At 43.7% G+C, this 26,604-nt stretch carries 22 protein-coding genes and 1 pseudogene; 14 read left to right on the top strand and 9 right to left on the bottom strand.

Annotated features, from left to right (window positions below):
- Positions 1–142 precede the first annotated feature (142 nt).
- From AXE82_RS05920 to AXE82_RS05905, 5 genes and pseudogenes are all read right to left on the bottom strand, one after another.
- A complete protein-coding gene (locus tag AXE82_RS05920) occupies positions 143–1,072 on the bottom strand; it encodes a response regulator (protein ID WP_197931441.1) in 930 nt (309 codons plus the stop codon).
- 136 nt (positions 1,073–1,208) lie between these two features.
- Positions 1,209–3,614, bottom strand: a complete 2,406-nt coding sequence (locus AXE82_RS05915) for a sensor histidine kinase (protein WP_062332497.1) — start codon at positions 3,612–3,614, stop codon at positions 1,209–1,211.
- A 659-nt stretch (positions 3,615–4,273) separates the two neighbouring features.
- Positions 4,274–4,368 (bottom strand): annotated as a pseudogene (locus AXE82_RS12440) (GTP-binding protein); the annotation flags it as partial.
- Positions 4,364–4,954, bottom strand: coding sequence for a hypothetical protein (locus AXE82_RS05910; protein ID WP_062332494.1), 591 nt, complete (start codon positions 4,952–4,954; stop codon positions 4,364–4,366). The gene AXE82_RS05910 and the pseudogene AXE82_RS12440, both read right to left, overlap by 5 nt.
- A gap of 320 nt (positions 4,955–5,274) precedes the next feature.
- Positions 5,275–5,979, bottom strand: coding sequence for a DUF4230 domain-containing protein (locus AXE82_RS05905; RefSeq protein WP_062332491.1), 705 nt, complete (start codon positions 5,977–5,979; stop codon positions 5,275–5,277).
- A gap of 283 nt (positions 5,980–6,262) precedes the next feature.
- Between AXE82_RS05905 and AXE82_RS05900 the strand changes: the two genes are divergently transcribed.
- Both AXE82_RS05900 and AXE82_RS05895 read left to right on the top strand, forming a co-directional pair.
- Positions 6,263–8,035, top strand: a complete 1,773-nt coding sequence (locus tag AXE82_RS05900; RefSeq protein WP_062332488.1) for a proline--tRNA ligase — start codon at positions 6,263–6,265, stop codon at positions 8,033–8,035.
- 151 nt (positions 8,036–8,186) lie between these two features.
- On the top strand, positions 8,187–10,370 hold the full coding sequence (locus AXE82_RS05895; protein ID WP_062332485.1) for a carboxy terminal-processing peptidase: 2,184 nt from the start codon (positions 8,187–8,189) through the stop codon (positions 10,368–10,370).
- 332 nt (positions 10,371–10,702) lie between these two features.
- Here AXE82_RS05895 and AXE82_RS05890 read toward each other — a convergent pair whose 3' ends face one another.
- The 3 genes from AXE82_RS05890 to AXE82_RS05880 form a co-directional block, all read right to left on the bottom strand.
- Positions 10,703–10,912 carry a CsbD family protein gene (locus AXE82_RS05890; RefSeq protein ID WP_036593367.1) on the bottom strand — a complete coding sequence of 70 codons (210 nt, stop codon included), beginning with the start codon at positions 10,910–10,912 and terminating at the stop codon, positions 10,703–10,705.
- A 313-nt stretch (positions 10,913–11,225) separates the two neighbouring features.
- The gene (locus tag AXE82_RS05885; RefSeq protein WP_007115434.1) at positions 11,226–11,714 is read right to left on the bottom strand and encodes an FKBP-type peptidyl-prolyl cis-trans isomerase; all 489 of its coding nucleotides are present in this window, start codon (positions 11,712–11,714) and stop codon (positions 11,226–11,228) included.
- A gap of 348 nt (positions 11,715–12,062) precedes the next feature.
- Positions 12,063–13,211: an AI-2E family transporter gene (locus AXE82_RS05880; RefSeq protein ID WP_172460482.1), complete on the bottom strand. Its 1,149-nt coding sequence runs from the start codon at positions 13,209–13,211 to the stop codon at positions 12,063–12,065.
- 230 nt (positions 13,212–13,441) lie between these two features.
- Between AXE82_RS05880 and AXE82_RS05875 the strand changes: the two genes are divergently transcribed.
- From AXE82_RS05875 to AXE82_RS05840, 8 genes are all read left to right on the top strand, one after another.
- Entirely contained in the window at positions 13,442–15,022 is a 1,581-nt protein-coding gene (locus AXE82_RS05875) for a peptide chain release factor 3 (protein ID WP_050325426.1), read from the top strand.
- A 187-nt stretch (positions 15,023–15,209) separates the two neighbouring features.
- Positions 15,210–15,536 (top strand): hypothetical protein, encoded by a 327-nt coding sequence (locus tag AXE82_RS05870; protein WP_065252203.1) that lies wholly within the window; start codon positions 15,210–15,212, stop codon positions 15,534–15,536.
- Positions 15,537–15,708: 172 nt separating this feature from the next.
- Positions 15,709–15,894, top strand: a complete 186-nt coding sequence (locus AXE82_RS05865) for a hypothetical protein (RefSeq protein WP_062332479.1) — start codon at positions 15,709–15,711, stop codon at positions 15,892–15,894.
- Between the two features lie 131 nt (positions 15,895–16,025).
- A complete protein-coding gene (locus AXE82_RS05860) occupies positions 16,026–16,934 on the top strand; it encodes a TatD family hydrolase (protein ID WP_197931442.1) in 909 nt (302 codons plus the stop codon).
- Positions 16,935–16,942: 8 nt separating this feature from the next.
- Positions 16,943–17,743 carry a tRNA threonylcarbamoyladenosine dehydratase gene (locus AXE82_RS05855; RefSeq protein ID WP_404932323.1) on the top strand — a complete coding sequence of 267 codons (801 nt, stop codon included), beginning with the start codon at positions 16,943–16,945 and terminating at the stop codon, positions 17,741–17,743.
- A gap of 45 nt (positions 17,744–17,788) precedes the next feature.
- A complete protein-coding gene (locus AXE82_RS05850) occupies positions 17,789–19,456 on the top strand; it encodes a GAF domain-containing hybrid sensor histidine kinase/response regulator (RefSeq protein ID WP_062332473.1) in 1,668 nt (555 codons plus the stop codon).
- 536 nt (positions 19,457–19,992) lie between these two features.
- Positions 19,993–21,117: an N-ethylmaleimide reductase gene (gene nemA, locus AXE82_RS05845; protein ID WP_062332470.1), complete on the top strand. Its 1,125-nt coding sequence runs from the start codon at positions 19,993–19,995 to the stop codon at positions 21,115–21,117.
- A gap of 209 nt (positions 21,118–21,326) precedes the next feature.
- A complete protein-coding gene (locus AXE82_RS05840) occupies positions 21,327–21,695 on the top strand; it encodes a hypothetical protein (RefSeq protein ID WP_040403396.1) in 369 nt (122 codons plus the stop codon).
- Between the two features lie 8 nt (positions 21,696–21,703).
- On the opposite strand, the gene AXE82_RS05835 is transcribed toward AXE82_RS05840, so the two are convergent.
- Complete coding sequence (locus AXE82_RS05835) at positions 21,704–22,627, bottom strand: LysO family transporter (RefSeq protein ID WP_062332467.1); 924 nt, start codon at positions 22,625–22,627, stop codon at positions 21,704–21,706.
- A 274-nt stretch (positions 22,628–22,901) separates the two neighbouring features.
- Between AXE82_RS05835 and AXE82_RS05830 the strand changes: the two genes are divergently transcribed.
- The 4 genes from AXE82_RS05830 to AXE82_RS05815 all read left to right on the top strand — a co-directional run bounded on the left by AXE82_RS05830 (position 22,902) and on the right by AXE82_RS05815 (position 26,525).
- Positions 22,902–23,975 (top strand): DUF475 domain-containing protein, encoded by a 1,074-nt coding sequence (locus AXE82_RS05830; protein ID WP_062332465.1) that lies wholly within the window; start codon positions 22,902–22,904, stop codon positions 23,973–23,975.
- A 345-nt stretch (positions 23,976–24,320) separates the two neighbouring features.
- The gene (locus AXE82_RS05825; RefSeq protein ID WP_062332462.1) at positions 24,321–24,896 is read left to right on the top strand and encodes a TerD family protein; all 576 of its coding nucleotides are present in this window, start codon (positions 24,321–24,323) and stop codon (positions 24,894–24,896) included.
- Positions 24,897–25,088: 192 nt separating this feature from the next.
- Complete coding sequence (locus AXE82_RS05820; protein ID WP_062332459.1) at positions 25,089–25,841, top strand: TIGR00266 family protein; 753 nt, start codon at positions 25,089–25,091, stop codon at positions 25,839–25,841.
- 75 nt (positions 25,842–25,916) lie between these two features.
- The gene (locus tag AXE82_RS05815; RefSeq protein WP_062332457.1) at positions 25,917–26,525 is read left to right on the top strand and encodes a TerD family protein; all 609 of its coding nucleotides are present in this window, start codon (positions 25,917–25,919) and stop codon (positions 26,523–26,525) included.
- Positions 26,526–26,604 lie beyond the last annotated feature (79 nt).

Here is a 26,604-nt window from a genome sequence, read left to right as displayed (position 1 = left end):
AAAACCGCTCAAAAAACCGCCTAAGTCGTGACTCTGGGCGGTTTTTTTATGGCTAGCATTTATTGACCCAGACGGCTCAAAAGCGACGCTTTGAACCTGTTATCTTACGCACTAGATTTTAAGCTAGGCAAAGCATTTTAAGCTAGGCAAAGCGCGATTTACCAATACCAAAGCGTGATAAGAATTTTTTGACTTTATTACCAAAACTACGGGTTTCAACTTCAGTGACTGCATCAACGACATGTCGTGCTTGTAATTTTGGTTGATTGACTAAGGTTTGGTGATAATCATAAGCGCGCTGAATACTGATTTCGAGTAACAACAAATTACTGGGGCGCGGTAGGTAGCGATAGACTTGCCCTTTATTGATCAAGTCGATTAAGGTGTGGCTATCGTTGAGTGAGGTGAGTACCAATACCGCTAAATCTGGAAAGCTTTGTTTTAATGCATAGATTACGGGTGAAATATTCTCGCCACCCAAGGACACATCGGTGATTGCCACGCCAAAACGGTCATTTTCAAGTAACTCAATCGCTTTTTCTAATGAATTTGCCCAGTGCGTTTCAAACTGGGTGAATTTTTGCTGCATCTGTAAATATACCATTTCACTGTCATCGATAACCAACACTTTGCGTTTGGCGATGGTTGGCTGAGCGACATGCAGATTTTCTTTGAATACATCTTTGGTTTGCAGCGCGATTTGGGTGGCTTGATTAACGATACTTTTAAGTTCATCCGTCTGCCAAGGTTTGGTGATATAACGAAAAATCTCCCCTTCGTTGATGGAATCAATTACCGCAGTTAAGTCTGCATAGCCGGTCAATAAGATGCGGATAGTATGGGGTGATACGTTTTTGACATCTTTTAGTACTTCGACACCCAGTTTTTTTGGCATGCGTTGGTCGCTAATCACCACTTGGACCTCGTTATTTTGCACATAGCTTAGTAGCTCATCGGGCTCGGTAGTGGTAAACACATCATGGGTGGTGCGAAAATGCATTTTTAGGCTGCGTAGAATGCGGTCTTCATCATCGATAAAGGCAATCTTAGGTTTAGTTACGGTCGTTATCATGGTCATGTCACTTATGCATGTTGACTAAAATCAAGGTTGACTACAATTAAGGTCGACCACAATCAAGTGTGGCTCGTGTATGGCTGAGCAGATTGCCTGTCAGCCGCCATCGGTTATCGGTTATCTAACATTAGCATTAACTTTCTTCTGCGATTAAAAGCTTGGGTGATTGCTCGCTGCTAATCGCTGTTTTAGGCAATCTGATGGTAAATGTCGTGCCTTCGCCAAGTTGTGATTGCACATGAATATCGCCGTTATGCTGCTCCATGATTTGGGTCGAAATGGCAAGACCCAGTCCCGTACCTTCGCCTGCCGCTTTGGTGGTAAAGAACGGTTCAAAAATCTTGGCTTGGGTCTCAGCGCTCATCCCCGTACCGTTGTCTGCCACGCTGATATACACATTGGCGGCATCTTCTGTGCTAGTAATGTGTAATGTAGGGTGCTGATTTTGCCCCATCGCTTGTGCCGCGTTATTAAATAAGTTTAGCAGCACTTGGTTAATCTGGGATGGGTTACAACTAACCGGTTCGATAGCATTTAATTCAGTTATCACCTCTAAATGCTTGATATTGTTACGGGCAATGACTAGGGAGTTTTTGATACAGTCGTTGATATCGACGGCTTTGATTTTGGCTTGGTCGATACGAGAAAAATCACGTAAATTGACGACCAATTCTGAGATTTGGCTAACCCCAAATTTGGCGTCATCCACCAATCCATGCAAATCATCACTCACCGCATCAGCGACCAATTCATCACTGCAAGCAATGGTTTGTTCAATGGTTTGGTTGATGGTTGCTGTATCAGTCGGCGACGCTTGCATCAGATGTTTGAGCTGCTGGGTATGGTCAATCAATTCGTCATAGCGTACGATATTTTCATCAATCAACTCTAAGTTACTACCCACATAGCCCAATGGCGTGTTCACTTCATGGGCAACACCTGCGACCATTTGACCGATGGTTGCCATTTTCTCTGATTGTACCAACTGCACTTGAGAGGCTTTTAAATCTTTTAATGCTTGGTGTAAGTTTTCGGTACGCTCTGCCACTTGCTGCTCCAAGCGTTCATTGACTTTTGCTAATGCGCCTTCGTTCTCGACCACCCGATCAACCAGCTGGTTCATCGAGTCAGTAATCACGCCAATTTCTTGAATGTTTGCCGGTGGCAATTTGTGATCACTGAGTGACAGATATTTTTTTTGTGCAATCAACTGACCGATTTCACGGACGTTACGAGCGACTTGGTGCAGCGGTACCGCCAAAATACGGTGGAAAATATAACCACTTAATAGCAGTACCGGTAAGAAACCCAATAGCATATACCATTGCAGCTGTTTACCTAGTTGATTGGCAAATAACATCAGTTCTTGATTGGGTTTGACGATGACCATTTTCCAATTGGTCATCGGCATGGCAAAAATAAACGCGGTTGAAGGGGTTTTGAGCAATAAATCGTTGTCTAAGCTTACTTGTTCGACAAAATGGGTGGCGTTGAGATTTTCATTTTGCCCGCTTTGGGTCATTAGCATGGCTGAAATGATGCGTGCTTCTGAGGCGGAGATTTTTTGTAGATTGGTACTACTTACTAGCGTATTGGCCGTAAAATCAAATTTACCACCGTCTATTTTTTGCGCTTGTTTGATGATGTTGTCATTGATGTTGTCTAAGCTTTTGGCAATGGGGGCAAAATCAGGGTTTTTCTTGGCAAAACTATTAACATCAATCATCTCGCCTTGCGGGTTAGTAGCAGTCACTTGTTTGACTTGGGCTTCATTGGGGAAGGTCAAAAAGTTGTTGTTCATATCGACCAAAAACACATAACCGCCTGTTTTGCGCTGCCATTCTTTGACCATCGACTGCATACGCCCGAGCAGCACATCAAAACTCACCACCCCTTCAAAGCCATTGTTTTGGGCATTAAAAATCGCCTTGGCACAGGTCATGACGGGCTGTTTGGTGGTCGGGTGAATATAAGCACGGCTCCACACACAGTGGTCATGATTGGCATATACGGCGGGCACATACCACCAATCACGGTAATAGGGCATGGCAAGCTGTGGTTGGGTTTTTTGGTCGGCTACCCGATTTGCGGTAAGTTTGCTTGGTGCTTGATAGCCAGGATTGATGGTTTGATATTGGCTGGCAGACTGCATGACACCCTTCATATCGCGTTGCCAAACAAACGCGGCTTCATCGACGTTAGGTTTGTACATCAAAGGGTCGTACCACACACCGCCGCCGACAATGCCTTTATCCATATTTGCCATTAAATTGCCAACACTGGTGTTGATAATATCGGCATTCTTGGGCAAACTGCCAGTCATACGACTGGCTGTCACTGCCATGCCATCAATTTGACTCACACGCGACAAAATACCATTCACTGCCTCATTGCCAGTTTCAATGATAGTCTGAGAAGTCAGTTTGGCGACTTCAGGCTTGGCTTGCTGGTCAATTATCCAATACACCATCGCCAAAAACACCAAAAAAACCAGCAATAATACGCATAACAAGCGTGTGGTAAGGTTGGAAAAATTCATCATTGTCACTTATCTGTTGGCAAATTGATTGGCTAATTAAATGACCTATTGCATCGCTTAGCGCCCAAGTAAAAAAGCTTATAACCTCTTAAAGCCGCCGTTAACGCAAAATAAAAACGATGGTTGATCTAAATTTCCCAAATTGCGTCATCCTGCTTAGAAAATCGATTGCACCATCGTCGGTGGCGGTAGTTTAGTGAGGTTATATGACAAAATGATGAATTATATCGATGGAAGGTAATGAGGCAATCTATAGCAATTTTTGACGGGCATATTTTTAAGTTATTAAACTTAAGTTGTATAAAAAGTCGGATGAACTGTAGAAAATGTTAAGAATGGATTGTTTGATATGGTTGACATGAGGGACATGAAAAAAGCCCTGAATGCTGTTGAGCGCTTTTCCATGGCTAATAGTTAATGGTGAACGGTTACCGTGTAAACTAACGCTACATTAATGAGATGCTTTATCGTGCTCTGTCAAACGATTAGCTGCTTTATTCATAGCCACTTATGGTATGGATTAATTCGTGCAATTCTTCATTAGATAGCACAGTAAATGGCTCACTGGGCTTAATACGGCTGTCCATTTGAAACAACTAATTATTCATATTTGTATCCAAATATTTACTAGCGTAACGGTTTTAAAAATGCCCATCGCTTTGCGATAACATCGGCCAAATAAAGCTAAAGCGTTCCTGCCCAGGTGTGCCATATAGACCAATGCGTTAATGCCGCCCTCTAGCGCCAATTCACCGACTGACTAGATTTGGCAAGAGGGTTAGGGGCATTCGGGTATCACTGATGGTAACAGCTAAAACTTGCGCAGACTGCGCAACACCAGATAATGGATTGGCAACTTGAGCAGGCGGATTTGAAGCTACGCGTTGGTTGGCTGTAGTGTCTGTCGCTGATTGATAAGCGTGAGCGACATCAGCGGTGAGTTTAGCGGCAGTCGATGCCTTATTGCGGACAGGGACACCAGACAAAAACGGCAACTGTGAAAACAACCACTCACTCAGCGGCTCTAAATCTTTGAGCGGCAATACCAATAAATCTTGCGATAAATAGCCGTTTTCCGTCTCACTACGCGCGGTATAAATAGTGGCTGTATTGGGTTTGCTATTAATTAACTTTTGAACGCTTTCAGCATGACGAAAATCATGATTGACCATAAATAAATCAATTTGCTGATTGTTCGCTGATACCCATTCAAGGTCTGCTTCGAGTCTCAGCAAGATGCGTAGATACCCTTTTAGCATCACTTGGTCGCCAGGCTTGATGCCAACCAAAGCAATCCGCATCACTTTTTTTAGACGATCTGAGGCAGACGTGACATTCATTGAGTAAACTCTCCAACAGCTAGCGAATTGACCTTTTACACAACTAAAACGCCATCAAGCATCCTTGCAATAAATTAACCTAACCCTTGGTGAAATGGATACGTTAATTTATTGCAATTTTTGATGAGAGTAGCAAATAAATGTCGTCTAAAACTAGCAGGTTTTAAAGTTGAGATTTTAGCAACATTCTTATGATTAAGGTAGGTTACATATCTATTATTTATGCCTTTCATACCAATTCTGACAGCCCCAAAAACAATACAAAACTAAAAAAACGCTTTTATCCTTGGATTGGTGTTATTGATAGGCAAAAAATCGGTTTAACCACAATTTTTAGCAGGCGCGGTGACTTTCACAGTGACTGGTACATTTGCCAGCGCAAATAACGATTGCACTTGCTTTTGGGCATTATCATTGGCAGTTTGTAAAATACCAGAGCGGCAAGCCGATGTCAGCACTTGGTTTTTGCCAGCCTCTTGCGCTTGGTTAAATATTTGCGGGTCGGCTTGTACCATGCCAAATACCCCTGTTTGAATATCATACACTTCAATGTTATCTAAATAACTATCCAAAATCTGCGCAGCGGGCAAGGTAATACTGACATGGCTACCATCTGGGGTCACTTGTACATCAGTGGGTTTTAGTTGATTTAAGTCAATGCCCGCGGTCACCCGCCCATGAGCAACAAACAACCCCTTTTGCTCATCTTGCCACAGGGCGTACCAATTGCCCTCTTTTTGGCTAGTGATAACGGTATCGACATTATACGCCACGGTTTGTAGTCGATTGAGGCTTTGAATCTTAGTGACCACCCCTTCGCGGGTTAAAACCTCAACTTTTTTAGGCGTATTTGCTTGTTGCCACTGCAAAAATAGCCAACCCGCCACCGCAATCACCGCCAGCAAAAATAAACTCACCCAAAAAGAAACCGGTTTTTTATTGCCCGGTGCGGGCGGTTTTGGCAAGTTTGTAGTCGGTTTTGCCTCAGGTGATGGCGTGGAAGACGAAGTGGGTAGTTGGGTCATATAGCCATTCCTAATCGTTTATTTAATAGTGGATGCTATTTTGTATGGTTATGACTTGCCATAATTTCAATGTAGCTAGTTTAAATAGCCAATGGGTATGACCAAATTGTCATAATTATTGTCCTAATTTATAAAAATGCTAAGTCCAAAAATACGGCATCGACTTGGCAAAAATTAAAAAAACTATTGCGCCACCCAGTGGCATAAAATAAGATAATCGGTTTACCAAATAGTCTATCCATTCTCGTTTTTCTTATTTCAAGCCGTACAAACAAGGTGTGCCATGCGAGCCAGTCAATTTACTTTTGCAACGTTAAAAGAAACCCCAAGTGATGCTGATATCATCTCCAGCCAATTAATGCTCCGTGCAGGGATGATTCGTAAATCTGCGTCGGGTCTCTACACGTGGCTACCGATGGGTCTAAAAACCTTACAAAAAGTCAAAAAAATCATCCGTGAAGAGATGGATGCCATCAACTGCCAAGAGCTGCTCATGCCTGTGGTGCAATCGGCCGAGCTTTGGCAAGAATCAGGTCGCTGGGAAGCCTATGGCCCTGAATTGCTGCGGTTTAAAGACCGTCACCAACGCGACTTTGTGTTAGGTCCAACGCATGAAGAAGTGATAACCGACATCGCGCGTAACTTGCTAAAAAGCTATAAACAGCTCCCTGTGAGCTACTACCAAATACAAACCAAATTTCGTGACGAAATTCGCCCACGCTTTGGGGTGATGCGTTCACGTGAATTTATCATGAAAGATGCCTATTCATTTCATATCGACCAACCCTCACTACAGCGCACCTATGATGATATGTACCGCGCTTATCATAATATCTTTACCCGTCTTGGGTTAGACTTTCGTGCGGTGCAAGCCGATACCGGCTCGATTGGTGGATTTGCGTCGCATGAGTTTCAAGTGCTCGCTGGCAGTGGTGAAGACGATATCGTATTTTCAGATAGCTCAGATTATGCTGCCAATATTGAGCTTGCTGAAGCGGTGGCGGTCGGTGAACGTGCTGCCCCAACGCAGGACAAAGCCGATGTCAGTACGCCCAATATGCCAACCTGTGAGCAAGTGGCTGAGCATTTAGGCTTGCCATTGTCACAGACGGTGAAAACTTTAATCGTCGAAGGCGAACCTACCGCAGAAGGTAAAAGCACCTTAGTCGCGTTAGTGTTACGGGGCGATCATACCCTAAATGAAATCAAAGCCGAAAAATTGGCGCAAGTCAAAGCCCCACTCACCATGGCGAGCGAAGAGGCGATGCAAGCAGCGGGTCTGCACAAAGGGTATATCGGGGTGTTTGATTTGAACATGCCAGTGATTGTAGATCGTGCTGCTGCGGTGTTATCAGATTTTGTTAGCGGTGCTAACAAGCCAGATTTTCATACCACAGGCGTCAACTGGGAGCGTGATGCGTCCATCACCGAAATCGCCGATATCCGCAACGTGGTAGCAGGCGACCCAAGCCCAGATGGAGAAGGTACTTTACAAATCCGCCGCGGTATCGAAGTCGGTCATATTTTCCAGTTGGGTGACAAATACACCAAAGCATTCAACTGTGCGGTGATGGGCGAGCAGGGCAAACCTGTCATTACTATGATGGGCTGTTATGGTATCGGCGTGACCCGTATCGTCGCCGCCGCCATTGAACAAAACCACGATGACAATGGTATCATTTGGAAAACCAGTAGCACAGGTGAGAGCCTTGCGCCATTCACTGTGGCGATTGTACCGATGATTAAAGGCAAAATGAAAGATGCTCTAGACCCAGCGAAAGGGGACAAAGCAATGCAACTTGCCGAAGCGCTTTACACTGAGCTAAAAGCCCAAGGTGTTGATGTGCTACTTGATGACCGAGACGAGCGTGCGGGGGTAAAATTCGCCGATTTAGAGCTCGTTGGCATTCCCCATCGTATCGTTATCTCAGAGAAAAATATCAGTGAAACAGGCGAGGTGAAATACGAATATGTCAATCGCCAAGACGGTGAAAAACAATTACTCACTGCCGAGGAATTAACCCAACTGTTTAAAGACAATCAATTGATTGGCTAATACAATAAGTTACCGCTACAAACGGTGAGGTTTGATAGATGATTTGAGTCGAATATTTACACGTTTTGTATGGTATGGAAAAACTGACAGTGCTAAGATGGGCTGTCAGTTTTTTCTGTTTATCGCTTCATTAAATAGAGTAAGGAAAGTCATGCAATACAAACAACTTACCGCCAGTGTATTTGCCCTGTTGATGGGTGGGGCGATACTGGGACAAAGTTACCAAACCGCAATTGCAGCATCGACGAGCGTCGGACAGATTAATAACGAGCAGCGGCAGGTGACACGGCAAGTCGCAGCGTTGTTGGATCGTAGCCATTATCTAGATAAAAGAATGGATGCGGCAACGGGCAGGCAAATTTTAAGCGACTATTTTGATGCGCTTGACCCCAATCATAGCGTGTTTTTGCAGTCCGATATTGATGAATTTACCCAAAAATATGGCAATAGTTTTGCCGATTATCTCAAACGCGGTGATTTAAAACCAGGTTTTGAAATCTATCAGCGCTTTATTGAGCGCTCAAAAGCGTATTATAGCTTTGCCGACAGCTTTTTAAAATCCCCTGTGAGCTTACAGAGTAACGAAACGGTCATTATGAACCGTGAAAAATTGCCACGGTTTAAAACCGTTGCCGAGCAACGCGATTTTTGGCGCAAACAGCTGACCTACCAGCTCATTGGCATGACCATCAATCAAGATGAAGACAAAAACAAAGACAAGTTTTTGCAAGAAAATGCCGATAAATACAACGCCAGTGATTTAGTCAAAAACGAAACGCGCTCACCAAGCCAAGTGCTAGACCAGCGTTTAAAGCGCCAATATGCGCAGCTACAGCGTATCGATAGCGACCAAATCGTTGAAACCCTGTTAAATGCAGCGATGGCAGCCTATGACCCGCACAGTAATTACTTTGCCCCCGTGCAAGCCAATGAGATGCAAATCCAATCGACCCTTGAATTGGTCGGTATTGGTGTCTCGATTCAGCCTGATCGCAAGAATCCTGACTACACCCGTATTATCAGCTTAGTTGATGGCGGGCCTGCCGCTCGTTCGGGTCAAATCAAACCCAATGACTTAATCATCGGCGTATCCACTGAAGATAAAGGCATGGTCGATACCGTCGGTTATTCGACACGGGAAGTAGTGAACCTCATTCGCGGTAAAAAAGGTTCATCCGTCACCGTGCGCGTCAAAGCGCCTAACACCCCAGACAGTAGCGCGCGTAATGTCACCCTCATACGTGACGTGATTAAGCAAGAAGAGTCGGGCGTCAATCATCGGGTAATTAGTGTCAAAGATAAAAACGGGCAAGCCAAAAAAATCGGTGTGCTAGAAATCCCAAGCTTTTATCTCAACTATAAAGCCCGCCGTGCGGGAGAAGACTATCGTAGCGTCAGCATTGATACGGAAAAGGCGTTAAAAGCCTTGAACCAGCAAAATATCGATGGCTTAGTGGTAGACCTGCGTGATGACCCAGGCGGCTCACTCGATGAAGTTGCCAAAATGATTGGCCTGTTCATCAAGTCAGGTCCGCTGGTACAGATTCGTGATAACCGCGGCAATATCCAAGTGTATGAAGACGAAGACAAAGGTAAGCAGCTGTATACAGGCCCGATGACCGTACTCATTAACCAAGGCTCGGCATCAGCCAGCGAGATTTTTGCCGCAGCGATTCAAGATTATGGTCGCGGTCTGATTGTCGGCAGCACGAGCACAGGTAAAGGCTCAGCACAAATTCAGCTTGATAACCTTGCTTTAGGGTCAGCGACGTTAACCCAGCGCAAGTTCTACCGTATCACGGGCGGCAGTACCCAAAATAAAGGCGTGGTACCCGATGTGCCCTTAGTCAATATCTATGAAGGCATGGAGTTTGGTGAACGTAGCATGAAAAACGCATTGGCATGGGATACCATTCGTGCCGCGCCGTACCAACCTGCGGGCAACTATTCCCGTGAGACCTTGCAATCGCTCAATGCCTTGTCACAGCAGCGTCAAGCAGCCAATGCCCAGTTTGCTTATCTAAGCCAACTCAACAGAATCCGTAATGAGGAAGATGATAAGAAACCTGTCAAATTAGACATCAATGACCGCCGTACTTTCCGCAAAAACATTGAGGCAAAAATGTTGGCAGCAGAAAATGCCAGACGCCAAGCCAATGGGGAAAGCCCCTATAGCACGTGGACAGCGTACCAAGCTGCGCAAGATGCAGAGTTAGAAGTCCGTAGCCGTTTAAAACAAGCCGAACGTCCAAAGCTGCCTGAAAATGAAGCGTTTGTGATTGAAGCGGCTAATGTCATGCTTGATGCACAGACCGCCAACAACCAGCGCCCCTAACTAATGGCAAAATGCGTGTAAGCAAAAGCTTACATGCATTGACGTTTGTACCACTGTTACCGAATGGTAAATTTTGTAATAATACATTCAACGGCACAGGGATGGTTCTCAAGGATTGAGATAGGGACAGAATTGCCAATAAAGGAATGGTTTATCATAGTATTAAGGAATGATGCTTGATAAACACGTGGAGTGAGACTTAGGATAAGTCAAGAAATTCACTACCAGTTAGTAAGGACCTTAAGGATGAGGTCAGTGATGCTAGGATAGCAGGTAAAAAAGCCATATCATCTGATATGGCTTTTTTACTTTGGAGGAGGGGTTAATCTATTCTAGAAACGATAGTTGTGACGTGTTGACCAGTCGTCGATTTCTTTTTCTACTACATCTTCGGCGCGGCCATAACGCTCTTGGATTTTACCTGATAGCTTTTGGCGATTACCTTCCAATTGGGTGATTTCATCATCAGTTAAGTCACCCCAAGTTTCTTTTACAGCGCCTTTAACTTGTTCCCATTGACCTTTAATTGTATTCTCGTTCATGAGTAGTATCCTTTTTTGTGATTAGTTTAATGTTATATAACTAAAAATATATACCCAATCATACGTCTTTATTGTTTCTTAGGTTGTTTGTTGGGTATACAGCTAGTATGCCAAAATTTAGCGCAGGGTGTGTGGTAAAAACTGTAGTAAAGCATCAAAAAACGTAACTAAATCAATGATTTTGTAAATAATATCAAGCGTTTCTTACATCCCGTAAAATTATTTCATAGGATAAAATTTTGCACAAAAAAAGAAGGCTATAAATATAGCCTTCCATTTAATCTGTCTAAGCTTGCTGAGCTTTAAGGGTGACTTAGTGGTGATGACCGCCTGCACCGTGTACATGACCGTGTTGCAACTCTTCATCTGATGCATCACGAATGCTTGCTACTTCTACATCGAAATGAAGTTTTTTGCCCGCTAAAGGATGGTTAGCATCAACAATCACTTTGTCCTCTTGTACATCTTTCACAGTGACTAACATCACATGACCGTCTTCAGTTTGCGATTGGAACTGCATACCTGGTTGGATATCTTCGACACCTTGGAAGTTTTCGCGTGGGACTTCTTGTACTGCCGCATCATCAAATTCGCCATAGGCGTCTGCAGGTTCAATGCTTGCAGTAAATTTGTCACCCACTGATTTGCCCGCTAATTGTGATTCAAGACCAGGGATAATGTTTTGATGGCCATGTAAATACGCTAAAGGTTGACCTTCTGGTGATTGGTCAATGACGTTACCTTCGTCGTCTTTTAAGGTGTAATGAAAATGTACAACGTTGTTATTATTGATAGTAGACATCGCTAAAATTCCTTATGAATCAATGAATGGATTGGCAAATCGCTTTTTTGGCACAATAAATTAAAAATTGCTAGAAATTAAAAATTGCTAGGATTTTTCACTATCATTACCGTGAAAATCTTTCAAATTTTGGTTAAACCTCAAAATACGCCAAAAAGTGTTAATGTAAATTGTAACATCAATCATTAAAAATTTGGCAGTTATAGACTTTAAAACACATTTTTAATCATTCAACCATACAACACTGTAACAATAAAGCCGTGTTCTGTTATTAATGGCGATAAGATTTAAAAATTCAATTTATCGGGCAAATTATTTGTTAAAGAGTCCTGTAGCCAGTAGGGGCGTTTATATAACCCAGCCCCTATCTGCCAAAATGCGTTTGATTTGGGCATAAATTACTGGCGCACTGATAAGTCCCGCCAACCCAAACGTCGCTTCAAGCACCAAAATAAATAACAACAATTCCCAAGCAGAGGCTCGGATTTTGTGACCAATGATTTGCGCATTTAAAAAGTATTCAAGTTTATGAATGCTCACCAACCACACAAGCGATAAAATGCTGATGCCAAGCCCGTGAGTCAGGCTAAGCAAGACGATAACAACGTTTGAGACCAAATTACCAACGACAGGGAATAGCCCTGCACAAAAGGTGATAAGCACAACGGTCCAAGCCATCGGTAGCGGATGACCGAGTAGCGGTAATATGCCTAGCAAAAACACCGAAGTTAAGATGGTATTGATACTAGAGATTTTGACTTGCGCAAAAAATACATCATTAAACCCCATGATAAGTTCATCAAATTTTTGGCGCAAATGCTGGGTAAATGGGGTTTTATGCGCTGCGCTATTCACAGGTACTTGCAGTGCCACAATACAACCAATCACAACGCCCGCTAGCACATAACCAAGCCCGCGTAACGTATGAATACCCACTAGCTGTAGTTGTGGCGCATGACTTTTGATAGTACTCATGAGCATAGCTTGAAATGAACTGACTGAAATGGGTAGATGCTGAGAGATACTTGCGGGTAGTAGGGTATGAAGCTGATCAAATATGTCCAATATCTGTCGGATAAGATTATTAAAGACATCAACACTGGCTTTATCAGCAATCCAATCGCCAAATACATACACAGTAAGCGAAATTATGGTCGCCAAAATGGCAATAGCAAACCATTCTGCGACTTTACCCATACGCTGCTGACGCGAGGCGCTATGCATATAGGCAATGACATGCCGATGAATCCAGCCAGCAATGCCGCGAATCAGCGCATAAGTAATTAAGGTGGCAAAAAGCACTAAAGTCAGGTGGAGCAATAGCACAGGCAGCCAGACAACAATCACACTGCTAATCGCTAACAAAAAACTTTTCATATCTGACCACTGTAGCCGATCGTTGGTCAAAAAAGAATCGCTCAAATGAGCACTGGTCGAAACTTTGTTTTTATTTTCAAGTGCGGGTTCAGGATTGTTGCCAAGGGGTTCAGCGGTCATAAATAACATCTTAACAAGATAAAAAAAGATAAGCTAAAACTAACACAATTTTAGTGATTAAAGTATTAGATTTATGACAAAATTTTGTCAAAATCGCGTGCGTGATGCGCAATAATCACCCATGAAAATCGCAATCAAACGTAAAATCGGCTACAATATGCCATCTTTTTTATTCTTTCTTTTATCAGTTATCAAGCCCCGCTACTTTTAAGTCAAATAAGTCAAACACTATGTCACTACATTCTGAAATCGCTAAACGCCGCACTTTTGCTATTATCTCGCACCCCGATGCCGGTAAAACCACCATGACCGAAAAATTACTGCTGTGGGGGCAAGCAATTCAGCGCGCAGGTGAAGTCAAATCACGCAAAACCGACAAACACGCGACATCTGACTGGATGAGCATGGAGCAAGAGCGTGGTATCTCGATTACCACCTCAGTGATGCAGTTTCCCTATGCTGACAACATGGTCAATCTGCTAGACACCCCAGGTCATGCCGACTTTTCAGAAGATACCTATCGTACCTTAACCGCGGTGGACAGCGCACTGATGGTGATTGATGGGGCAAAAGGGGTTGAAGAGCGAACCATCAAGCTGATGGAAGTATGTCGGATGCGTGACACGCCGATTATCTCATTTGTTAACAAGCTTGACCGCGAAATCCGTGATCCGTTATCACTGCTTGATGAAATTGAAAACGTCCTTAAAATCCAATGTGTGCCGATGACGTGGCCAATTGGTACAGGTCAGCATTTTGTTGGGGTGTACAACATCAGCGAAGATAAAACTTACTTTTATCAAAAAGGTCATGGTACTGAGATTGTCGAGATTGAGAGCCGTGATGGCTATGACTATCCAGATGTCCGCGAGAGAATCGGTGAAATTGCCTTCCGTGAATTTGAAGAAAGCCTAGAGCTTGCAAAAATGGCACATGAAGATTGGGATGTTGATGAGTTTTTGACCGGTAAACAAACGCCCGTGCTGTTTGGTACGGCGTTGGGTAACTTTGGCATTAACATGGTGCTTGATGTACTCACCCAATACGCCCCAGCGCCTAAAGACCATGACACCGTCGAACGCACTGTCAAAGCCGATGAAGAAAAATTCTCCGGCTTTGTCTTTAAAATTCAAGCTAACATGGACCCAAAACACCGTGACCGTATTGCCTTTATGCGGGTGTGTTCAGGCAAGTACGAAAAAGGCATGAAAATGAAACATGTGCGCTTGGGCAAAGAAGTACGCATTTCAGATGCCTTGACCTTTTTGGCAGGTGACCGCGAAGCGCTAGAAGAAGCGTATTCGGGCGATATCATCGGCTTACATAATCACGGCACCATCCAAATTGGCGATAGCTTTACCGAAGGCGAAACCTTAAACTTCACAGGTATTCCCCACTTTGCGCCAGAATTGTTTCGCCGTGTGGTACTCAAAGACCCACTAAAATCCAAACAACTGCAAAAAGGTCTACAGCAGCTATCAGAAGAAGGCGCCACCCAAGTATTTATGCCGCAAATCAACAATGATTTGATTTTGGGCGCGGTAGGGGTACTACAGTTCGAAGTGGTCGCGCATCGGCTGCTTGAAGAATATAAAGTGCAATGTACCTTTGAGCCAGTGTCGATTGCGACAGTACGCTGGGTGCATTGTGATGATAAAGTGGCGTTTGAGAAGTTTAAGAAAAAAGCCCACGACCAGTTATCTGTCGATGGCGGTGGTTATTTGACCTATCTTGCCCCAAGCCGGGTTAATCTTAAATTGATGCAAGAGCGTTATCCAGAAATTACCTTTAGCGCCACCCGTGAGCATTGATAACGTGATGAGCATTGATACATTGATACATTCATCACCATAACCGCAGAAAAGCTGACAAACCCTGTCAGCTTATTTTCAACCGTAAAAGGATTTTACCCAATTTACCAAACGATAACCCAATGATGGCAAATAATAAATATTGGTAACCTAATTACTTTAGTAAAAAGCTTAAATTTTGGTTAAAATGTATTTATTAGCAGTTATTACTACTTTTAATACCAGTAATTTAAATTTTCTAACAACCAAAACAAGACGTGAGGATACTATGCAATTTCCTAATGGTGTAAACAAATCAAACCTTATTAAACTTGGCGTACTTGGTGCCGCTTATTATATGTTAAAAGGTCGTAACAAAACCCAGCCAACCATTGAAAATAAGGCTGGAAGCAAAGCGAATAACCCTGTACCTGCTGATAATGACAATGACGCTGCAGATTCAACTGCCACTAAGCCTACCGTATTTACCATGGGTAAAGAGCTGGCTGCTAAAGTATTGGGTAAAAAATTCTAATAATTATCCCCTACTTATTAAGTCACGTTATTATTTAACGGCATTTGAAAACAGCCCATTAGTCCGCCATTAAACCGGTATCGACTGATGGGTTTTTTTATGGCATTACTGTTAAAAACTGCAATACTGTTAAAGACTAAGGCTTAAAAACCAAGGTAAGGCGAGGAAAGATATGAGCATATCGAGGGTGATTAAACTAACGGTTGCTGCGACAGCTTTATTGTTGCTACCTAGACGCAGTAGTCTAAGGGCTGATAAAGTAGCCGATTGCCGTAACAGTCTATCCGCTAAAAATACAGTTGAGCAGCCTGTCAATAAAAATACTGAGCCTAATAACCATAACTTAAACAATGGCTAAAATTTTTATGTTATGGGCAAATAACAAATAAAGGTTAAATAGATGATGTTCATGGGCTGCACTGCAATTGACGGTGCCTTACAGCGAGTTAAACGGCATTGTCAAACCACAGTAGTTGAAATGATATGACTATGATAAATGATAACGCTCTCCCGTTTGATTCGCCATTAATTGATACGCATACCCATTTTGATGTGGATAGCTTCGATCATGACCGCGAAATCCAATCACAATTGGCATGGCATAATGGCGTTCATCATTTGGTTTTGATAGGTTTTTTAGCAAAGTATTTTGCACAAATGGTGGCGTGCCAACAGCAAATGCAAGGCTATGGGCAGCAAGGCAAAGCCACACCTTTGGCGCATTTAGCCTTTGGTTTGCATCCTTTTTATATTACTGAGCATAAAGACAGCGATTTGCAGCGGCTAGAGCAGTATATTGAGCAATATTCACCCATTGCGATTGGGGAAATTGGGCTTGATACTTTCACTGCGCCGATGAAAACTGCGAAGAATTACGCTAGGCAGCAAGATTTTTTTGGTCAGCAGCTTGAATTGGCAAAACACTATCAACTGCCAGCGCTGCTACATATTCGCCGCGCACATGGCGATGTGATTAAGATGTTAAAAGCACAAAAATTCACCCAAGGGGGGATTGCCCATAGTTTTAGTGGCGGCATCCAAGAAGCCAAAGCGCTGGTCAATCTGGGCTTTAAAATCGGTATCACCGGGCAAGTGACCAATCCAAATGCCAAAAAACTGCGCCATACCCTTACAGAGCTTGTCAAAACCGTCGGGCTTGAGGCTATTGTGATTGAGACGGACTGCCCAGACTTTACGCCGCTGCCCTGTCATGAGACGCACGGTAGGCGCAATGTACCTGCCAATCTGCCGTATGTGCTGACAGCGTTATCAGATTTATTAAAAAAAGATCAATCACGGCTCGCCAAGCAACTGTGGCAAAATAGCTGCGCTGCGCTGCAAGTGAGCTGGGAGTATCCCATCCCAAACAAATTTAACATAAACCCTGACCAAGATTAAGATAAACCATGACAATGACAGCTGAGATGACGCCTGATATGACATTAACTGACGCGCAATACCAACGCCGTTTTGCCGGCACCCAAAAACTGTACGGTGCCGCGCAATTTAGTAAGTTTGAGAATTTGCATGCGTATGTGGTGGGCGTGGGCGGGGTGGGCTCATGGGCAGCTGAGGGGCTGGCTCGTACAGGTGTGGGCGAGATGACATTAATTGACATGGATGTGCTAGTAGCTTCCAATGTTAATCGACAATTACCTGCTACCGATAGCAATTTTGGTAAAAGCAAAATTGAAGCCATGGCAGAACGTATCAAAGAAATCAATCCGCATATTAAATTGCATTTGATTGACGATTTTTTGAGCAAAGATAACGTACAATTATTAATACCTAATCGTGCTTTGCAATCACAGCTTAAACAATCAGGTAAACAGCTTGTGGTATTAGACTGTGTCGATGATATGAATGCCAAGCTTGCGCTTGCCTTGCATTGCCGATTCAATAAATTAAAATTAATTATGGCAGGCGGCGCAGGTGGCAAGACGGATCCGACCCAAATTCAGGTGGCAGATCTTAAGGATACTTACCAAGATCCGCTACTGGCTAAAGTCAGACAGCGACTTCGCCAAGATTATGGTATCAATCGTGCGATGAAAGAAAAATTTGGTATTCGTTGTGTATTTTCATCACAGCCGCCGATTGTTGATAAGTCCTGTCAAGCAGGTGGTCTGCATTGTGGCGGCTATGGGTCAGCCGTTGCCGTGACCTCAGTGGTGGGCATGATGTTGGTGGCTGAAGCGTTAAAATAACCTCAGCGTTTAATTTTTATCACGTAGTAGGACGGTGTTAATGAGATGATATCATATCCTATAGCAAGCAATGAAAAACAGCGCCTAGCGGTATTGGATGAGTACCATATCATCCAAACAAATAAAGAAGCCGAATTTGAGCGTATTAGTGCTTTGGCTAAGGCGTTTTTTGGGACTAAGATTGTCGCTATCACTTTTTTGGATGCTGATATCCAGTTCTTTAAATCAAGAATTGGGCTAGAAGCGCACTCAACCAGCCGTGATGTTGCTTTTTGCAATTACACCATTACACAAAACGACACCTTTGTCACGCTCGATACTCACCAAGATGCACGATTTAAAAACAACCCTTTGGTTACCGGTTATCCTTATATTCGGTTTTATGCTGGTGCACCCATCGTGGTTCACGACAGTCAAGGTAGGGAATTTGCTTTGGGCACGCTGTGTGTGATTGACGACCAGCCGCATCAAGATTTTGATGCCAGTCAACAACGCGTGCTAGCGGATTTGGCAGCGCTGGTGAGTGATACCTTAAAATTACGTCAGCAGCGTTACCAAGCTGAGCGCGCCGATGAGGTAAAAACCGCATTTTTGGCCAATATGAGCCATGAAATTCGCACGCCGATGAATGGTATCATGGGCATGCTTGAATTACTTGAGCAGACACCGCTTGATACGCAGCAGCAACACTATATCAAATCGATTAAAACATCCAATGAGCATCTGCTGACCATCGTCAATGATATTTTGGATTTATCCAAAGTAGAATCAGGTAAGATACGTTTTGAGAGTATCCCGGTTGATTTAGCACAGCTATGCCAAGACGTGTATCAATGCTTTTTAGCCGCTGCAAAAGACAACAGCGTGGCACTAACCTTCGATTACCCTGATAACTTGCCCAAATATGTCAACACCGATCCTGTGCGGGTGCGACAGATTTTAATGAATCTAGTCAATAACGCCATCAAATTTACCCCAAAGCAGGGTAAAGTGACCATTCAAGCAATGAAAGGCTGTGATAAGCATCAAATTAAATTCAATGTGATTGATACGGGCGTTGGCATCAAACCTGAGTCGTTGGAGGTGATTTTTGATGCGTATAATCAAGCTGATAAGTTTACCCATCGTGTATATGGTGGTACAGGGCTGGGGCTATCTGTGTGCAAAGCGTTGGCAGAAAGGATGGGCGGCACGATTAAGGTAACCAGTGAAAAAAATAAAGGCTCGACCTTTACCCTATCTCTACCAATGATAGCAACTGATGAAATCAGCTATCAGCAGTGGCACCAAAGTCATGATGAAACCGCAATACAACCGCTAGAACGTCTGCCTGCCCATGTTCTGCTAGCAGAAGACAATGAGCTAAATGCCATGGTCGCGGTCAAAAGCCTAAAAAAATATGGCTATGAAGTCACCCGAGCCAAAGATGGGTTAGAGGCCGTCAATTTTTATAAGGCTGACCCTAGCAAATATCACATCATTTTGATGGATCATCAAATGCCCATCATGGATGGGGTGGAAGCCACCAAGATGCTCAAACAATCGTTCAATCAGTTGCCGCCTATCATTGCCGTGACGGCACACGCCATGCATGGGGATAAAGAAGTATATCTTAACGCGGGTATGCAAGATTACTGTACCAAGCCCTATAAGCCTGAAGCGCTCGATGTGATGATTCAGCGCTGGCTGCATCATGTCGCCAACAAGGGTTAAGGGATATCAATCACAAAAAGTGATAAGTACGCGGGCATTATCAGGGACAAGATTAGCGAGTTCTTTGATTTGACCTTCGCCAAATACCATACGCACAGGGTTGTAATATTGGAAATTATTCATGCCGATCCTTAAGAATTTGTTATTGTTAATACATTGCCACTTGTAAAAATGCAGCATGGCACTTATTAAGTAAACGTTATGCTCAAACACCGAGCTATCATAGAATAAAATAGTGAAAGCAATTGCAATAATTTGTCTAAAAAACTCGCAAATGCTTTTTAAAAACAGATGCTTTTTAAAAACAAATGTTTTTTAAAACAAATGCTTGCTAAACGGTAGTCTTTGCGCAAGTTTCTAATAGCAGATTAACCTGTGAAAATTACGCTGTGACGACGTTTGCTAGCAACGTATATAAGTCTAAAACCCTTATAAACAAGGATGCTGCAACAATTTTTTTATCAAGTTTGTTATGACTTGAAGCTAGCAGCGTCCAATCACTCAACGAAAGATGAATTAACCATCACGAGGAATGTATGTCTTACTCCGCTCTTTTGTCACCGATTAACGTGGGCGCGATGCGCTTGCCAAACCGCGTCTTTATGGCGCCATTGACCCGTCTGCGTAGTGCTGATTTGCCAGATGGCAAAAAAGGGATTGGTGGCTTGCCAACGCCACTCATGGCAACTTATTATACCCAGCGCGCTAGCAGTGGTTTGATTATCACGGAAGCCACGGATATCTCAGCCGATGCCAAAGGCTACGCAGGTGCGCCAGGTATTTTTAGTGCTGCGCAAATTGCAGGCTGGAAAATGATTGCTGATAGCGTACATCAAGCAGGCGGTCATATCGCTATGCAGCTATGGCACACAGGGCTGGTATCGCATTATAGCTTGCGCCCACAAGGTCAGCCACCTGTATCAGCATCAGCCGTGGATTTGGGTGATGCGGTACGCACCTCGTTAAAAGATGAGGAAGGCAAAGTATACCGTGTGACTGCCACGCCAGCGCGTGAGATGACCATCGCAGAAATCAAACAAACCGTCGATGACTTTGCCAATGCCGCGCGTAATGCGATTGAAGCGGGTATGGATTTTATTGAAATCCACGGCGCACACGGCTATTTGATTCATCAATTCTTGTATGAGAGCGTCAACCAACGCAGCGATGAATACGGTGGTAGCTTAGAGAACCGTATGCGCTTTTTGAAAGAAATTCTAACTGCAGTCACTCGCGCGATTGGCAGTGACAAAGTGGGTATCCGTATCTCGCCACTGGGCCAATTCAATGGTGTGGATGCCGGTAGCGAAGACGATGCGTTAGCAATCATCAAACTGATTGATAGCTTTAACCTAGCCTATTTACATATCTCCGAGCCAGACTGGGCAGGTGGAAAACCCTTTACAGCAGAATTCCGTCGCCAAATTCGTGATACTTATCACGGCGTGCTTATCGGTGCTGGTGGCTATACGGCAGAAAAAGCAGACACGCTAATTCGTGATGGCTTAATTGATGCGGTCGCTTTTGGTCGCAGCTATATCGCAAATCCAGATTTGGTTGAGCGTTTTCACCAAAATGCGCCACTTAATCAACCAAACCCAGCCACTTTTTATGGTGGCGATCAAGAAGGCTATACCGATTATCCTGCGTTAGCACAATAATTTTACTAGCGAAAATAATCGTATTAGCGAATATGAAAACCCCGATTGTGTGATGACATGAGCGGGGTTTTTTATTGTGCTGACAAAAAAAACAAATGTTTTTTACTGAACTTATCATGAAAGTGACTAGAAAATCTGTTAATAATAATCAAGCGGCAATAGGAAATTGTCATATTAAAAAATAGTCAAACAAAGACAAGGAGAATGAGATGAAAAGACGTTTTACAGCCCCCTTATTTGGAGCTATAGCCATGCTATCGGTAGCGGCAACCACCCAAACTGCCACTGCCGCGACAGCTACCAAAATTATTTTTCCAAAGGGTAGCTACTGCGCCAGTTATTCAGGCGATTTTAGTAAAACTAAAACTTATAGCCTGTATCTGCTAAAAAATCAAGATTTTGAAGTGAAAGCCGCCAATATGGAAGACGGTATCCACATCAGAGATGCACGGGGTGTGCTGCGAGGTCAATGGATTGACGACAATACCTATCGTATTCATACGCGCATGAAAGGTCTGCATTATGTGACAGTACGCAGTCCGTATGGCGACCAACAAGTTGAGTTTTGCGCGTATTGATTGTGTGATTAGCCAAAACTTGAAAATACCACCATTAACACTGGTGAGATGATATTGACCAAAAATCCAAAGCTCATCGCAAGCGGTACCACTTCATTTCCCCCTGAGCTTTGGATGACCGGCAAGGTAAAATCCATAGTAGTCACCCCGCCCAAACCCACCGCCGTGGTTGGGTATTTGCCAATCAGCATAGGGATAAACAGTAGTGCCATAAACTCACGTAACAAATCATTGAGCAATGCCACACTTCCCCAAACTGCGCCATACGCATCGGTCATGATAATCCCCGACAACGAATACCAGCCATAGCCAGAAGATAGTGCTAACCCTTGCGTCCATGTCACATCAGGCATTATCAGCGCGTACAGTAAACCACCGACTGCCACACTAAGACAAAAAATCACACAGGCTTGTACGCCGCGTTTGTTGACCAATACCTGCCGTAACGTCATCCCAGAATGCGACAACTGAAAACCCACCAATAAAATTAGTAAAATCAACAAGCCCTTGATGATGCCATCAATCGGCAAATCCATTATTGGCAAAAATATTGGCAGCAATTTGCCCAGTACAAAACCCAACACCACACAGCACAACTGAACGAGGCTTCCGGTGATGCTAAAACCTGCTTGGCTATGCTCATGGGGAAGGGTACGTTGCCAAGGATGCAGCCTATCAAACATCAGCAAACTGATAAAACCTGCACCTAGGGTACAAATCGCCAATACTGCCACATTGGTGCCAATAAACCCAATCTGCGCGCCTAAGTTAGCAATCTGCGACAACGAAAGACCAATAAAGGTTAAAATCACAAACACCAAGTTGGTCAGTAGCTTGTCTACCAGCGGCATGAATCGTTGCGGTAATGGTAGCAAAAACCCGACCACCAAGGGGGTAAGAATCAGAACAAGGGTGATAAAGTTTTCTAACATACCGCGACGCTTCCAAACAGGGTTTAAACACAGGCTAATCGCAATATTTTGCAGTTAGCACTTGGTTTAAAAAATTAAAAGTGGCTATTGTACCCATAAATGCACCAAGTTGGCGAATATTTGCCATAATGCGTGGTTTAAGCGTGCAATCAATTGTTTGGTAACACATTTGTAGTATGATTGAACAAATAGTTGTGTAAGATAGGCACATCCAATCATCTTACGCGTTAGATGACTTTATTAGCCGTTAATTTTTTCAATTTGTAGGATTATTATGAGACATTTTTATTTTGATATTGTCTTTACCACGATTGCGCTGGCAATTGCAGCGTGGTGGGGTTTTTCACATGGTGGTGTCAGTGCCATGCTCTCGGCGTTATTTATCACCTTGATTCTGGCAGTGATGGAGATTTCACTGTCGTTTGACAATGCCGTGGTTAATGCCTCGGTACTCAAAACCTGGGATAAGTTTTGGAAAATGATTTTCTTGACTGTGGGTATACTCATCGCGGTATTTGGTATGCGTCTGGTATTCCCGATTGTCATCGTCGCAGTGACTGCCGATATGGGCATGATGGATGTCATCAACATGGCGCTCAACAACCCGAAAGAATACTCTGCCAAACTGATGGAGCATCATGCAGAGATTGCGGCATTTGGTGGGATGTTCTTGTTGCTCGTTTTTTTAAACTTCATCTTTGATGAAAAAGAAGTGATGTGGTTTGAATGGCTCGAGCGTAAATTGGCACGATTTGGCAAGGTCGATGCCATGAGCGTGTTTGTGGCATTGGTACTGTTAATGACCGCCTTATATTGGGTGGAAGACGCCAAAAAATCAGTGGTGTTAACCGCAGGGGTATTTGGTATTTTGATTTATCTAGCCACCAATGTGTTATCAAGCCTTTTAGAAGGGGCGAGTGATGATGATGAATCAACCCCCGATGTGATTGAAGGCAAAGAAGTAGCGGGCGCGATTGCCAAAGGCGGTATCGCAGGTTTCTTGTATCTAGAAGTACTCGATGCATCGTTTAGTTTTGATGGGGTGATTGGCGCGTTTGCCATTACCAATGACGTGATTATCATCATGCTTGGGCTTGCCATTGGTGCGATGTTTGTGCGATCCATGACCATTTTCTTGGTAGAAAAAGGCACGCTCGATGAGTTTGTTTATCTAGAGCATGGTGCGCATTATGCGATTGGCGCGTTGGCGGTCATCATGCTATTGGCAACTGTGCATATCGAAGTGCCAGAAATCGTGACAGGTTTGATTGGGATTGCCTTTATCGTATGGGCAGTGATTAACTCTATCAGCTACCGTAAGCGCGAAGCAGCCTTGGCTAAACACTAAAAGATGCTAAAAAGACTGGGGCTCATGCGTAACCGTAGCGGTATTTAGGATGCTGACTTGAGCTTAATATCCCTTAAGCTTTTGACACATAAATATAACAGCTTAATGTAGCCGAATGGTGGACAAATTCTATCACCAAAGGTATAGTTAAAACGTGGGTTTCGGCTCACGTTTTGTTTTTTTAGGCGATTTTTTATGGTGTTTGAGCCTTTTATTTTGGGCGATTTTAGTCTGGGCGCGCTTTTGTTCTAGGCACTTGTAGTCTGAGCGTGAAAGGCGCAGCGCATGACAACGGACATCGATTTTCTTATTTGACTTCAAAAATTTATTACAAAGGATAAAACAATGGCAATTAGCTTAACCAAAGGTGGTAATGTTAATTTATCAAAGGAAGCACCGAATTTAACCAACATGGCCGTTGGTCTAGGCTGGAACCCACGTGCCACTGACGGGCAAGCCTTTGACTTAGACGCGGTCGCGTTTTTGGTCAATGAATCGGGTAAAGTACGGGCAGATGCAGATTTTATTTTCTTTAATAACCTAAAATCATCCGATGGCTCAGTAGAGCATACGGGTGATAACCGCACCGGTGAAGGCGATGGCGACGATGAAGTCATCAAAGTAGATTTGTCTAAGGTCCCAGCCGATGTAAGCAAAGTGGTATTTTGTGCGGTGATTTATGAGGGTCAAGCGCGTAACCAAAACTTTGGGCAAGTAGCAAACGCTTATATTCGTATTGTGAATACCCAAGGCGGCGCTGAAGTGGCTCGTTATGATTTGTCAGAAGACAGCAGCACCGAGACAGCGATGATTTTTGGTGAGCTTTATAAGAACAATGGCGAGTGGAAATTCCGCGCGGTTGGACAAGGTTTTGCTGGTGGTTTAGGGCCATTGGCTGCGTCATATGGCGTTGCTGTTTAGATTTTTTGCTAAAATTTTTAACATTTTTTTAACAATGGGGTGGCATCGGCTTGCCCCTTTTTTTCAACATAACCATTTTTTTAACCTGAGCGCTTTTTAAGCTTGAGCGCTTTTTTAAGCCTAAGGGCTTTTTCAAACTTAGCTACTTTTATCATCATTTTTGCCACTTAGTTTATAAGGATACATTAACCTATGGCAGCGACGTTTAGTATGATTGGGACGATTGAGCCATTTTTACATTGTAATCTCAAAAAAGGTGATTCGATTTATTGCGAATCCAATGCCATGGTCATGATGGAGTCAAATCTTGAGCTTAAAGGTCAGATGCGTGGCGGCATCATGCAAGCTTTGATGCGCCGATTTGCCAATGACGAGTCGATTTTTCAACAGCAAATTGAAGCGGTAAATGGTGAGGGTGACTGCTTACTGGCGCCCACACTTGATGGCGATATGCAAATTTTAGACGTCGGCGCCAATCAGTATACACTCAGTGATGGTGCCTTTGTGGCAGCCACCCATAGCGTTGATTTGCGTGCCAATATCCAGCGCAATTTAGGCGGCGCTGTATTTGGGGATACGGGTGGTTTTATGGTCATGCAAACGCAAGGTCAAGGTCAGGTCGTGGTATCTGGATTTGGTTCTTTGTTTGAGATTGATGTCACGCCTGATAAAGATGTGATTATTGATAATGGTCACGTGGTATGCTGGGATAGCCGACTGCAATATAGCCTGTCAATGGCGACCAGCCAGAAAAAAGGCTTTTTGGGCAATATCATCAATTCAGTCACGAGCGGCGAAGGCATGGTGCTAAAGTTCTCAGGTCAAGGCAAAGTAGTGATTTGCTCGCGTAACCGTGATACTTACCAAGGCTGGATTCAAAGTTTACTGGGGTCAAACTCAGGTGGACGCGGTGGCAATGAAGGTATTTTAGGCGGTTTGTTATAGTCAGTTTGTGCCAAGCCGTTATCCACCGCTTAAAACGTAGATAGAATAGTAAAAAAATAAAATAAGGATACCAACATGGCAGTGAATTTATCAAAAGGTCAAAAAATCTCGCTAGAAAAAGAAGCAGGTGGTACACTCAGCCAAATCAAAATGGGTCTGGGTTGGGATGTCGGTGCTGCGCCGCAAAAATCAGGTGGATTTTTGGGTGGCTTGTTCGGCGGTGGTGGCAGCGCAGGCGGTAGCATTGACTTGGATGCGTCGTGTATCATGCTTGATGCCAACAAACAAATGGTAGATGCGATTTGGTTTGGACAATTGCAGTCAAAAGACAGTAGCATACAACACACAGGCGATAACCGCACCGGTGCTGGCGATGGCGATGACGAAGTGATTAATGTCAATTTATCTCGTATCCCTGACCATGTGCAAGCCTTGATTTTTACTGTCAATAGCTTTACAGGTCAAACCTTTGCCACGGTTAATAATGCGTTTTGTCGTTTGGTGAATGCCAGCAATAACAGTGAAGTTGCCCGTTACGATTTGTCAGCCCAAGGCAGTCATACCGCGCTGATTTTGGCAAAAATTTATCGTCATAACGGTGAGTGGAAAATGCATGCCATTGGTGAAACCGCGTCAGGTCGTACCTTTCATGATTTGATGCCTGCGATTTTACCGCACGTGTAACCGCGCTTTTTAATATGAAGCAATAATGTGAAGCCATAAAGTAAGCCCTGTGACAAGCAGGGTTTTTTATTTTGACCAC

Source organism: Moraxella osloensis, assembly GCF_001553955.1.
Lineage (GTDB): Bacteria > Pseudomonadota > Gammaproteobacteria > Pseudomonadales > Moraxellaceae > Faucicola > Faucicola osloensis.
This window is presented reverse-complemented; position numbering and strand designations above follow the sequence as displayed.

Coding starts and splice junctions, on each gene's coding strand:
- AXE82_RS05920 (WP_197931441.1), bottom strand. CDS start 1,072: ATGATAACGACCGTAACTAAACCTAAGATTGCCTTTATCGATGATGAA.
- AXE82_RS05915 (WP_062332497.1), bottom strand. CDS start 3,614: ATGAATTTTTCCAACCTTACCACACGCTTGTTATGCGTATTATTGCTG.
- AXE82_RS05910 (WP_062332494.1), bottom strand. CDS start 4,954: ATGAATGTCACGTCTGCCTCAGATCGTCTAAAAAAAGTGATGCGGATT.
- AXE82_RS05905 (WP_062332491.1), bottom strand. CDS start 5,979: ATGACCCAACTACCCACTTCGTCTTCCACGCCATCACCTGAGGCAAAA.
- AXE82_RS05900 (WP_062332488.1), top strand. CDS start 6,263: ATGCGAGCCAGTCAATTTACTTTTGCAACGTTAAAAGAAACCCCAAGT.
- AXE82_RS05895 (WP_062332485.1), top strand. CDS start 8,187: ATGCAATACAAACAACTTACCGCCAGTGTATTTGCCCTGTTGATGGGT.
- AXE82_RS05890 (WP_036593367.1), bottom strand. CDS start 10,912: ATGAACGAGAATACAATTAAAGGTCAATGGGAACAAGTTAAAGGCGCT.
- AXE82_RS05885 (WP_007115434.1), bottom strand. CDS start 11,714: ATGTCTACTATCAATAATAACAACGTTGTACATTTTCATTACACCTTA.
- AXE82_RS05880 (WP_172460482.1), bottom strand. CDS start 13,211: ATGACCGCTGAACCCCTTGGCAACAATCCTGAACCCGCACTTGAAAAT.
- AXE82_RS05875 (WP_050325426.1), top strand. CDS start 13,442: ATGTCACTACATTCTGAAATCGCTAAACGCCGCACTTTTGCTATTATC.
- AXE82_RS05870 (WP_065252203.1), top strand. CDS start 15,210: ATGTATTTATTAGCAGTTATTACTACTTTTAATACCAGTAATTTAAAT.
- AXE82_RS05865 (WP_062332479.1), top strand. CDS start 15,709: ATGAGCATATCGAGGGTGATTAAACTAACGGTTGCTGCGACAGCTTTA.
- AXE82_RS05860 (WP_197931442.1), top strand. CDS start 16,026: ATGATAAATGATAACGCTCTCCCGTTTGATTCGCCATTAATTGATACG.
- AXE82_RS05855 (WP_404932323.1), top strand. CDS start 16,943: ATGACAATGACAGCTGAGATGACGCCTGATATGACATTAACTGACGCG.
- AXE82_RS05850 (WP_062332473.1), top strand. CDS start 17,789: ATGATATCATATCCTATAGCAAGCAATGAAAAACAGCGCCTAGCGGTA.
- nemA (WP_062332470.1), top strand. CDS start 19,993: ATGTCTTACTCCGCTCTTTTGTCACCGATTAACGTGGGCGCGATGCGC.
- AXE82_RS05840 (WP_040403396.1), top strand. CDS start 21,327: ATGAAAAGACGTTTTACAGCCCCCTTATTTGGAGCTATAGCCATGCTA.
- AXE82_RS05835 (WP_062332467.1), bottom strand. CDS start 22,627: ATGTTAGAAAACTTTATCACCCTTGTTCTGATTCTTACCCCCTTGGTG.
- AXE82_RS05830 (WP_062332465.1), top strand. CDS start 22,902: ATGAGACATTTTTATTTTGATATTGTCTTTACCACGATTGCGCTGGCA.
- AXE82_RS05825 (WP_062332462.1), top strand. CDS start 24,321: ATGGCAATTAGCTTAACCAAAGGTGGTAATGTTAATTTATCAAAGGAA.
- AXE82_RS05820 (WP_062332459.1), top strand. CDS start 25,089: ATGGCAGCGACGTTTAGTATGATTGGGACGATTGAGCCATTTTTACAT.
- AXE82_RS05815 (WP_062332457.1), top strand. CDS start 25,917: ATGGCAGTGAATTTATCAAAAGGTCAAAAAATCTCGCTAGAAAAAGAA.